This window comes from Bartonella queenslandensis AUST/NH15 (assembly GCF_000312585.1).
Classification (GTDB): Bacteria; Pseudomonadota; Alphaproteobacteria; order Rhizobiales; family Rhizobiaceae; genus Bartonella; species Bartonella queenslandensis_A.
The window spans coordinates 150,030-160,504 of record NZ_HE998003.1 but is presented as its reverse complement, the minus strand read 5'-3'; the positions used below and the strand labels follow the sequence as shown (position 1 = coordinate 160,504).

General features: G+C 39.3%; 11 protein-coding genes. 3 read left to right on the top strand and 8 right to left on the bottom strand.

Annotated elements, in window-relative coordinates:
* From rirA to BN338_RS05845, 3 genes are all read left to right on the top strand, one after another.
* Positions 1–431: iron-responsive transcriptional regulator RirA (rirA, locus tag BN338_RS05855; protein WP_039759957.1), on the top strand; the 431-nt coding region annotated here is incomplete at its 5' end.
* Between the two features lie 32 nt (positions 432–463).
* Complete coding sequence (locus BN338_RS05850) at positions 464–1,654, top strand: bifunctional 2-C-methyl-D-erythritol 4-phosphate cytidylyltransferase/2-C-methyl-D-erythritol 2,4-cyclodiphosphate synthase (RefSeq protein ID WP_198003685.1); 1,191 nt, start codon at positions 464–466, stop codon at positions 1,652–1,654.
* Positions 1,651–2,139 carry a CinA family protein gene (locus tag BN338_RS05845; RefSeq protein WP_039759954.1) on the top strand — a complete coding sequence of 163 codons (489 nt, stop codon included), beginning with the start codon at positions 1,651–1,653 and terminating at the stop codon, positions 2,137–2,139. Before BN338_RS05850 ends, BN338_RS05845 begins: the two co-directional genes overlap by 4 nt.
* Before the next feature lie 416 nt (positions 2,140–2,555).
* Here the strand turns inward: BN338_RS05845 and BN338_RS05840 are convergent, their stop codons facing one another.
* From BN338_RS05840 to BN338_RS05805, 8 genes are all read right to left on the bottom strand, one after another.
* A complete protein-coding gene (locus tag BN338_RS05840) occupies positions 2,556–3,017 on the bottom strand; it encodes a type II toxin-antitoxin system RatA family toxin (RefSeq protein WP_039759953.1) in 462 nt (153 codons plus the stop codon).
* A gap of 2 nt (positions 3,018–3,019) precedes the next feature.
* On the bottom strand, positions 3,020–3,982 hold the full coding sequence (lipA, locus tag BN338_RS05835; protein ID WP_039759952.1) for a lipoyl synthase: 963 nt from the start codon (positions 3,980–3,982) through the stop codon (positions 3,020–3,022).
* Between the two features lie 68 nt (positions 3,983–4,050).
* On the bottom strand, positions 4,051–5,511 hold the full coding sequence (lpdA, locus tag BN338_RS05830) for a dihydrolipoyl dehydrogenase (RefSeq protein ID WP_039759950.1): 1,461 nt from the start codon (positions 5,509–5,511) through the stop codon (positions 4,051–4,053).
* A 211-nt stretch (positions 5,512–5,722) separates the two neighbouring features.
* The gene (locus BN338_RS05825; protein WP_039759948.1) at positions 5,723–7,066 is read right to left on the bottom strand and encodes a pyruvate dehydrogenase complex dihydrolipoamide acetyltransferase; all 1,344 of its coding nucleotides are present in this window, start codon (positions 7,064–7,066) and stop codon (positions 5,723–5,725) included.
* A gap of 14 nt (positions 7,067–7,080) precedes the next feature.
* Complete coding sequence (locus BN338_RS05820; protein WP_039759945.1) at positions 7,081–8,445, bottom strand: pyruvate dehydrogenase complex E1 component subunit beta; 1,365 nt, start codon at positions 8,443–8,445, stop codon at positions 7,081–7,083.
* A gap of 16 nt (positions 8,446–8,461) precedes the next feature.
* Entirely contained in the window at positions 8,462–9,502 is a 1,041-nt protein-coding gene (pdhA, locus tag BN338_RS05815) for a pyruvate dehydrogenase (acetyl-transferring) E1 component subunit alpha (RefSeq protein ID WP_039759943.1), read from the bottom strand.
* A 114-nt stretch (positions 9,503–9,616) separates the two neighbouring features.
* Positions 9,617–9,949, bottom strand: coding sequence for an FtsB family cell division protein (locus tag BN338_RS05810; RefSeq protein ID WP_039759942.1), 333 nt, complete (start codon positions 9,947–9,949; stop codon positions 9,617–9,619).
* A 185-nt stretch (positions 9,950–10,134) separates the two neighbouring features.
* The coding region (locus tag BN338_RS05805; protein ID WP_039759939.1) for an NINE protein at positions 10,135–10,475 on the bottom strand (341 nt) is incomplete at its 5' end.

Here is a 10,475-nt window from a genome sequence, read left to right as displayed (position 1 = left end):
TGCGATTAACAAAACAAACAAATTATGCTCTTCGAATGCTCATGTATTGTGCAGATAATCAGGGATCACTCAGTCGTGTTCCAGAAATTGCTAAAACGTATGCTGTTTCAGAGCTTTTTTTATTTAAAATCCTTCAACCGCTTGTTCAAGCAGGTTTTATACAAACGGTGCGTGGACGCAATGGTGGTGTTAAATTGGCTAAACCGGCAGCAGAAATTTCTGTTGCTGATGTTTTGAAAGTAACAGAAGATAACTTTTCTCTCGCAGAATGTTTCGATAATGCAGAACCCAATTGCCCATTGATCGATTTTTGTGGTTTAAATACCGCACTTCAAAAAGCATTAAATGCTTTTTTTGAAGTGTTATCCGTGATATCCCTTGCTGATCTACAACGACCATCCTTTCACAATCATTTTAAAGTTAATAATTAATAAACTAAAGTTAAAACATAAGGAGATTCAGTATTTCTATCGCAGCAATAATATTAGCCGCTGGACGTGGTGAAAGAGCAGGATCTCCCCATAAAATTGCAAAACAATATCGGCTTTTAGGAAAAAAGCCGATTATTTATCATACCGTGCATTGTTTTTTACAGCATCCAGCCATCACAACAATTATCCTTGTTATTCATCCAAAAGATCATAAAATCTGTGAACAAGCACTCGCCGAATTTAAAGAGCGCCTTATTATTGTTGAAGGAGGCAATACGCGTCAAATTTCTACCTTACGTGGGCTTCAGGCGCTTCAAAAATTCAATCCCCAATATGTGCATATTCATGATGGTGCACGTCCCTTTATCGAAAACGAGCTCCTTGATAACATTCATAACACCCTCACACATCAAGAAGGCGTTCTTCCTGTTCTCCCCGTCTCTGATACTCTTAAACGTATCGATAATCAGCGTGTTTTAGAAACAATTCCCCGTACCCATCTTTATAGCGCACAAACGCCACAGTGTTTTCCCTTTGAATCTATCTTAACGGCCCATCAACAAGCAAAAAGAGTTGGTAAAGAAGATTTCACTGATGATTGTGCAATTGCCGAATGGTTTGGTCTTCCTATGCGCACCATTCCAGGTGATCCTCATAATATAAAAATCACATGGCAAAAAGATTTTGATACCGCCCATTTATATCTCCAGAAAAAAATACAAATGTTTCCTGATATTCGTATTGGTAATGGTTATGATGTTCATTCTTTCGAGGAAGGGGATTTCCTTATATTATGTGGTATAAAGATCCCTTTTCATAAAAAATTAAATGGACACTCCGATGCGGATGTTGCTCTTCATGCATTAACAGATGCCCTTCTTGCAACCCGAGGTGCTGGAGATATCGGTACACATTTTCCTCCTTCTGATCCTCAATGGAAAAATGTATCATCAGAAATTTTTCTCCGTCATGCTCTTAGCCTTCTAAAACAAGCAGGGGGGCGTATTGCCAATGTTGATATCACAATTATCGCTGAAAACCCTGAAATTGTTCCCTATCGTCATGCCATGACAGAAAATCTTATGACAATACTTGCAATGACACCTGATCGAATTTCTATCAAAGCAACAACAAACGAAAAACTCGGCTTTATTGGTCGTGGTGAAGGAATTGCTGCTCTTGCAACTGCAAGTGTTCTTTATCCAGGAGAAATTCCCCAATGACATATTTTAATGAAAAACAAGCGCTTGAAGTTCTTAATACCTGCCGCAAAAAGGGATTGTTGTTAACAACTGTAGAGTCTTGTACAGGAGGGCTCATTGCTGCAAGCCTCACAAATATTGCAGGATCGTCAGATGTTTTCAATTGTGGATTTGTTGTTTATTCCAATGAATCCAAAACACACCTTGTTGGCGTATGTGCTGAACTTATAAAAGCCTATGGTGCCGTTTCAAAAGAAGTTGCTCTTGCAATGGCTGAGGGTGGATTAAAGCATTCAAAAGCTGACATTGCAGTTTCTGTAACAGGAATTGCAGGTCCAGGAGGTGCAAGTCTGAACAAACCTGTAGGACTTGTACATTGTGCAGTTGCTTACAAAAATCACTCCCCACTGCACAAAGAAATGCACTTTGGTCATCTTGATCGCAAAGCTATCCGCCATGCAACTGTTGAAAATGCTTTTCAAATGATTCTGGAACGACTTCACTGAATTCCCATATCAATTTCAAAACTCTCTGTTCCACATTGGAGTCCATAATCATCAGTATCTTGAAAAAATAATTTATTGTATCTCAACTTAAAAGCAAAAAACCTGAATATCATAAGCTGATCTCAAGTCCTATTTATGTTGAATCAATCAAGAGCACTCGCTTGCACGTTACAAGTGAAGAGAGCCGTGTGTGTTTGAGTGATTCAATATAAAATAGATTTTAAACAAGAGAATCCTATGGTATTGAAAATTTCAATTCAATATGAGTAGCGCTAGGTTATCATTATAAATCGATATATTATCTAATAATATTGTGATGTCCTGTTTAAAAGATTTTTTCCTCAAAAAGATGAAAATCTGTTTTCATCTTTAAACCTTTATAAGCGATGGGTTTTGTTAAAAAATAACGGAATAGATCATGTTACCCTAGAGCCATAGATCTGATGGGCGCGCTTTTCAAAAGCATCGGTAAATTTACGAAATGCAATATCAAACATTGAGCCCATCACACGTCCAAGTATTTTACTTTTAAATTCATAATCAATGAAAAATTCTACATTACATGTATTGGTATTTCCAATATTATGAAAGATCCAACGATTTTCAAGATATTTAAATGGACCATCAATATAGTTAACCTCTATCAAGCCTTTTTTAGGCTGAAGAAAAACTTGAGTCGTAAACGTTTCTCGAATAACCTTATAGCCAACGGTCATATCTGCAAGAAGCAATGTCTTTTCCTCACATTCTTTGCGAGAACGTATTATTAAAGCCTCACACATGGGTAAAAACTCGGGATAACGTTCAATATCTGACACAAGATCAAACATCTCACGAGCACTATGAGCAACTTGCCGATGTGTTGAAAAAGTTGGCATAATTATCTCTGTAAGGCAAATTTTTCATCACGCGCTTTTTGCAAAATGGCAAAATCATCTCCTGCATGATGAGATGAACGCGTAAGAGGATTGGAAGCCATATGTAAAAAACCTTTTACTTTACCAATTTTGGCAAAAGATTCAAACTCTTCAGGAGGCACAAAACGAACAACTGGATGATGTTTTCGCGTAGGCTGCAAATATTGTCCAATTGTCATAAAGTCCACATCAGCAGAACGTAAATCATCCATTAATTGCAGAATTTCATTTCGTTCCTCCCCAAGGCCAACCATAATTCCTGATTTTGTGAAAATTGTTGGATCCAACTCTTTAACGCGTTGTAACAGCCGAATTGAATGGAAATAACGCGCCCCTGGACGAACCTTCAAATATTTAGAAGGAACTGTTTCTAAGTTATGATTAAAAACATCAGGCTTAGCAGCAACAACAACTTCTAAAGCACCATCCTTATGACGAAAGTCAGGTGTAAGAACTTCAATTGTTGTTTTAGGCGCTTTTCGACGAATCGCATAAATAACTTTTGCAAAATGCTCAGCGCCACCATCAGCAAGATCATCACGATCAACAGATGTAATAACAACATGCTTCAATTCCATCCGTGCTACAGCATCAGCTACACGTTCTGGCTCATTATCATCAACGGCAAGCGGAAGGCCTGTTGCAACGTTACAAAAAGCACAAGCACGCGTACATATCTCACCTAAAATCATAAAACTGGCATGCCGCTGGCTCCAACATTCGCCAATATTAGGACAACCTGCTTCTTCACATACGGTTACTAATTTATGAGCACGGACAATACCATGCGTTTCTTTATAAATTGGTGATGTCGGTGCTTTTACACGAATCCAATCGGGCTTTTTTTGAACGCTTGTATCCGGACGATGCGCCTTTTCAGGATGACGCAAACGTCTATTCGTAACTCTATCAACAACCGTAACCATTTAAGCCTTTGCCTTATAAATACGAAATAGCAATGAAAAATATAAAATCTTTCACTTAAACCCAATCATCAAGCGTTTAAAACTTGACCATAAGCGTCTAATACACTTTCTTTCATCATTTCCGATAAGGTCGGATGTGGAAAGACAGTATGCATCAATTCTTCCTCTGTTGTTTCAAGATTCATGGCAATAACAAAACCCTGTATCAGTTCTGTTACCTCAGCCCCTACCATATGGGCGCCAAGAAGCTGTCCTGTTTTTTTATCAAAAATCGTTTTTACTAGTCCCTGATCTTCACCCAAAGCAATCGCCTTGCCATTCGCTGCAAAAGAATAACGACCAACACGTATATCATAACCAGCTTCCTTTGCTTCCAATTCTGAAAGACCTACAGAAGCAACTTGCGGTGTACAATAGGTGCATCCTGGAATTTTTCTTTTATCAAGTGGATGCGTATTTTTCAAACCCGCAAGGTGTTCAATGCATATTACGCCCTCTTCTTCTGCTTTATGGGCTAACATAGGAGGTCCTGCCACATCACCGATAGCATAAATACCCCCAACCCCTGTCCAGCTCCATTCATCGGTGATAATACACCCACGATCGGTTTTTATTCCCAAAGCTTCTAATCCAAGATTCTCAATATTACCCTGCACCCCAATAGCGGAAATCACACGGTCAACAGTTATCGTCTCTGTTTTGCCCTTAACATCAATATGTATCATCACGGAATTGGAATCTTTTTCAACCTTTGTTACCTTTGCCTGACAAAGAATACGTAAACCTTTTTTCTCTAACTGTTTACGAGCAAATGTTGAAATTTCAATATCTTCAGCGGGCATGATGTGAGGCATCATTTCAACAACAGTTACCTCAGCGCCCATATCACGATAAAAGGAAGCAAATTCAATACCAATAGCCCCAGAGCCTATGACTAAAAGCGATTTCGGTATTGCTGGCGGGATCATAGCTTCAAAATAAGTCCAAATGAGTTTTCCATCCGGCTCAATACCAGGAAGAACACGAGGACGCGCACCCGTTGCAATAATGATATGCTTTGCTTGATAAGTCCCCTTCCCTAATGTTCCTTTAGGGATTGGATTTTGTGGTTGCATAACCGGTTTGGAAGACGAAGAAACCGTAATTTCCGCAGGCTGATTTCCTTTCGCCTCTTTCGTAAGCTTCGCTTCACCCCAGATAATATCAATTTTATTTTTTTTCATTAAAAAACCAACACCAGCATTTAAACGTGCTGAAACGCTGCGTGAACGTGTCACAACATCTTTTATGTTTGCTTCAATTGAACCATTAAGTTTTAGTCCATAATCTTTCGCATGTTCAGCAAAATGCTTCACTTCCGCCGAACGTAAAAGGGCTTTTGTTGGAATACATCCCCAATTTAAACAAATCCCTCCCAAATGTTCACGCTCAACAATCGCAGTCTTAAAACCACATTGTGCTGCACGAATTGCGGTTACATATCCGCCTGGACCTGATCCAAGCACAATTACATCATAAAGATTTTCCACAGTAATTCCTCCATGGATATATAAAAACGGTTATGCACTTTTTGAACTTAAGATTGAAAATCAACATAACAGAATTAATGCCTTTAACTCTAAGATTCACATAAATGCTTTATCCAAACTAGAAGCAGCAATAAAATTGCTCTCTAAACTCTTTAATTTTTCTTTCACTCTCTTAATACTCTCTCTCACAATTTACGTGAAGAACTGTCGTTCAAACCAACATGGCTAATGGATTTTCAATCATCTTCTTAAAAGTTTGTGCCAGCTCTGCTGCTAAAGCACCATCAACAGCACGATGATCAACAGAAAGTGTAACCGACATAACTGTTGCAATGGCTAATGCACCATTTTTAACAACAGCGCGTTGCTCCCCTGCACCAATTGCAAAAATTGTCGCATGGGGTGGATTAATGATGGCAGAAAAACTTTTTACACCATACATCCCCATATTCGATACAGCTGTTGTTCCACCCTGATATTCTTCCATTTTTAACTTGCGCTCACGGGCACGCTTTGTAAAATCCTTCATCTCTTTGGAAATAAGCGATAACGATTTTTCCTCTGCATGGCGAATAATCGGCGTAATTAATCCATTGGGAACAGAAACAGCAACCCCAACATCACAATGTTTATGATGAAGCATTCCGCCTTCAAGCCAAGAAACGTTCGCATCAGGAACGGCTTTCAAAGAAAGTGCAACAGCTTTAATGACCATATCATTAACAGAAAGCTTATAAGTAGGTTTAGCTTCTTCCTGCATCTTGACCATTGGTGCTGCAGCATTGAGTTGTGTACGCAACGCTAATAGTGCATCAAGCTCACAATCTACACTCACATAGAAATGTGGAACCCTTTGCTTTGATTCCACCAATCGTGTAGCGATTGTTTTACGCATATTATTATGGGGTGTGAAGATATATTCATCCTCTTTGAAGAGTTGCAATATCTGTTTGTCAGAAACACCGGCTGCGACTGCCTCTCCGATCTGTGACGAGTAAGAGGCTTGAGAAATATCACCGCCCATAGCTTTTTCTACATCGCGCTTGATAATACGTCCATGGGGACCACTTCCAGAAATAAGGGATAAATCAAGACCTGCCTGAGAGGCTAATCGCCGCGCTAAAGGAGAAGCAAAAAGACGATTCTCTTCTTTACTTTGCTGTATTAATTGCTGATCTGATGATTCATGAGACATTTTTGTCTCTTTTGAATCCATCTTCTTAAGAGAATCTGCCTGTTTTAGGCTCTCTGGTTCTTGTGTTGTAGAAGAAAAGGGCTCTTCTGCAACTTTTGCAGCTTCAGCTAAGTCTTCTCCTTCTTCTGCTAAAACAACAATCAAAGCATTTACCTTAACACCTTGTGTTCCAGCAGGAACAACAATTTTGGCAACTGTACCTTCATCAACAGCCTCAACTTCCATCGTCGCTTTATCTGTCTCAATTTCAGCAATAACATCCCCAGCGGAAACTTTATCGCCCTCTTTAATATTCCATTTTGTTAAATTTCCCTCTTCCATTGTAGGGGAAAGCGCTGGCATTGTAATTTTAATGGACATTGTGCTTTCCTCCGTTATGCTCTGTACGTCACAGCCTTAACGGCCTCAATAACCTCAGCCGTATCAGGCAAAGCCAACTTCTCAAGATTAGCAGCATAAGGCATCGGAACATCTTTACCAGAAATCGTCGCAATTGGTGCATCAAGATAGTCAAAAGCCTGCTGCATAACACGTGTTGCTATTTCAGTTCCTACAGACGACTGAGGAAAGCCCTCTTCTATTGTTACTAAACGACCTGTCTTTTTAACTGAAGAAAGGATCGTTGGAAGATCCATCGGACGAATGGTCCGTAAATCAATTAATTCAACGTCAATACCAAGTTTTTCAATTTCTGGTAACGCTTGAACAGCGTAATGCATTCCAATCCCACATGCAACAATCGTCACATCTTGTCCAGACTTATGAATACGCGCTCGACCAATGGGCAAAATAAAATCATCAAGTTGAGGAACCTCAAATTGATGCCCGTACAAAATCTCATTTTCAAGGAAAATAACAGGATTATCATCACGAATAGCAGCCTTTAGCAAACCTTTTGCATCTGCAGCACTATAAGGCATAACAACTTTCAGACCTGGTATATGACTATACCATGCAGCATAGCATTGAGAATGTTGAGCACCAACACGAGCAGCAGCACCATTGGGACCACGGAAAACCATAGGAGCAGTCATTTGTCCACCAGACATATAACGTGTTTTTGCTGCTGAATTAATAATTTGATCCATTGCCTGCATGGCAAAATTAAAGGTCATAAACTCGACAATAGGACGTAACCCTCCAAAAGCAGCACCAACAGCCAACCCAGCAAAGCCATGCTCTGTAATGGGGGTATCAATAACCCGCCGTTCCCCAAATTCTTCCAACAAACCTTGGCTAACCTTATAGGCTCCTTGATATTGCGCAACTTCTTCCCCCATAAGAAAAACTTTTTCATCACGCCGCATTTCTTCAGCCAAAGCCTGATTAAGCGCTTCACGGACTGTCATTGTCACCATCTGTGTTCCTGCTGGAATATCAAAATAAGAAGGTATAGCAAAAGGTGTAGACTGTGGAACTGGTGAAGGAAGAGAAGAGGAGGATACTTTAGGTTTTTGTGCTGTATTAGTAGGTTGCAAAATATCCTCAGCACGCTCACCTTCTTCTAACAAAACCGCAATAACACTGTTAACCTTTACGCCTTCAGAGCCTTCAGGAACAAAAACTTTACCAAGTGTCCCTTCATCAACAGCCTCTACTTCCATTGTCGCCTTATCCGTTTCAATTTCAGCAATAACATCGCCAGCGCTAACCTTATCTCCTTCTTTCTTGAGCCATTTAGACAATTTACCTTCTTCCATAGTTGGTGAAAGCGCCGGCATCAAAATATCAATAGACATACTTGCTTCCCTCGCATCAAACTAAAATATCAGTATAGAGCTCAGAAACATCTGGCTCTTGATCACTTTGTGCAAAATCTGCCGCATCAGCAACAATTGCACGGACCTCTTTCTCAATAGATTTTAAATCGTCTTCACTCGCCCAACTTTTTTTAAGAATCCGACTTTTTACTTGATCAATCGGATCGTGTTCCTCTTTTATTTTTTGGACTTCTTCCTTTGAACGATATTTTGCTGGGTCAGACATGGAATGACCACGATAACGATAAGTCTGCATATCAAGAATGATCGGCCCTTTACCCGAACGAGCCCAAGAAACTGCTTCATCCGCAGCTCCCTTTACGGATCGAACATCCATACCATCAACAACAATACCTGGAATTTCAAAAGAAAGACCACGACGAGAAAAATCAGTTTCTGCTGATGCGCGCGAAACGGATGTTCCCATAGCATACTGATTGTTTTCAATAATATAAACAACGGGCAACTTCCAAAGTGAAGCCATATTAAAACTTTCGTAAACCTGCCCCTGATTTGCAGCACCATCACCAAAATAAACCAATGTCACATTATCTTTACCAAGATATTGATTCGAAAATGCCAAACCTGAACCTATGGGAACCTGCGCGCCAACAATACCATGTCCACCATAAAAGTTTTTCTCTTTAGAAAACATATGCATCGAGCCACCTTTACCTTTGGAAAACCCCCCTTGACGTCCCGTTAATTCTGCCATGACACCCCGCGGGCTCATCCCAACTGCTAACATATGGCCATGATCACGGTAAGACGTAATAACCTGATCACCTTCTTTTGCTGCCTTTAAAGTTCCTATAACAACAGCTTCCTGTCCAATATAAAGATGACAAAACCCCCCAATAAGCCCCATACCATAAAGTTGCCCTGCTTTTTCTTCAAAACGGCGAATTAAAAGCATTTCACGATAAGCATCAATTTCTTCCTCTTTTGTGAAATCTGCTATTGGTGCTTTCTTTGTAATGCTTGATAACGCAGTATGCGCCATCGACGCAGAATTTTTTTTAAGTCGTTCTGCCATATTAAACTCCCTTTTATGATTATTTAGGAATAACCTTTACGAACAAAAGTTACAAGCCTTATGAATCGGCTTAAACAATATCATTGCTGCTTGTCGTTTTAATTAAGCAATTTTTCATTTACCTTTGATATCATTTAAAGGTATTAAGATTGTCAGTTCATTTGGCTTAGAAAAGTTCAAATTCTTTCGGACATACTCATCCAACATGTCCTTTTCAATATGTCCATTGCGTAAAAGAGAAATGCGCTTCTCAATGAATTGTCGCTCAGCTTCTATTGTATGAAGCTCCTTTTCTAATTCGCTAATATACTGATTAACTTCACTGCGTGAATACAATCCATACTCACCATGATAAATATGGTAACTGAAATAGCTCAAAACGCCCACCGTCATAAAAGGTAGTACAAAGCGCACTTTGATTGATCGACGTTTCTGTTTTGTCCACATAAAATAGCACAGTCTTTACAGCATAAGTTTCTTAATATTCTGCCCAACTATGCATGATTTTGATTAACACCTCATTACTCAATCTAGAAACGCAAACAATTTTTTATCACCAATTTACCCCCCTCAAAACAATCAAAGTAAGCTAAATACCCCACTTTGTTATATAACAAATATTGGATATCCTACTAACTTGTGATCTTACACCCATCTTTATCCTTAAAATTCCCTGTTAAAATGACTATAAAATCAATCAATACCCAAGGTATAATTATAAAAATAATCCCTATAATCCCTACAAAAAATGGTATAGTTATTATACTTATTATATTTATAAGAAGGATTGCAATGCCCGTTCCAACTTTACCAACCATAAAACGATGAATTCCTAGTCCACCTAGAAAAAAACAAAGGACCGCTAACGTCACTTTTGATTGCCGTGACTTACTTTCAGTTAAGATAGGGAAAATAGATTTAATGGTATCCCCTTCACACTCAAAATCAACGACGTCACCAACTTTCGGTGGCG

Excerpts from the sequence above, each read along its gene's own strand:
- pdhA (WP_039759943.1), bottom strand. The coding sequence starts at position 9,502 with ATGGCAGAACGACTTAAAAAAAATTCTGCGTCGATGGCGCATACTGCG.
- BN338_RS05840 (WP_039759953.1), bottom strand. The coding sequence starts at position 3,017 with ATGCCAACTTTTTCAACACATCGGCAAGTTGCTCATAGTGCTCGTGAG.
- BN338_RS05810 (WP_039759942.1), bottom strand. The coding sequence starts at position 9,949 with ATGTGGACAAAACAGAAACGTCGATCAATCAAAGTGCGCTTTGTACTA.
- BN338_RS05820 (WP_039759945.1), bottom strand. The coding sequence starts at position 8,445 with ATGTCTATTGATATTTTGATGCCGGCGCTTTCACCAACTATGGAAGAA.
- lipA (WP_039759952.1), bottom strand. The coding sequence starts at position 3,982 with ATGGTTACGGTTGTTGATAGAGTTACGAATAGACGTTTGCGTCATCCT.
- BN338_RS05825 (WP_039759948.1), bottom strand. The coding sequence starts at position 7,066 with ATGTCCATTAAAATTACAATGCCAGCGCTTTCCCCTACAATGGAAGAG.
- BN338_RS05845 (WP_039759954.1), top strand. The coding sequence starts at position 1,651 with ATGACATATTTTAATGAAAAACAAGCGCTTGAAGTTCTTAATACCTGC.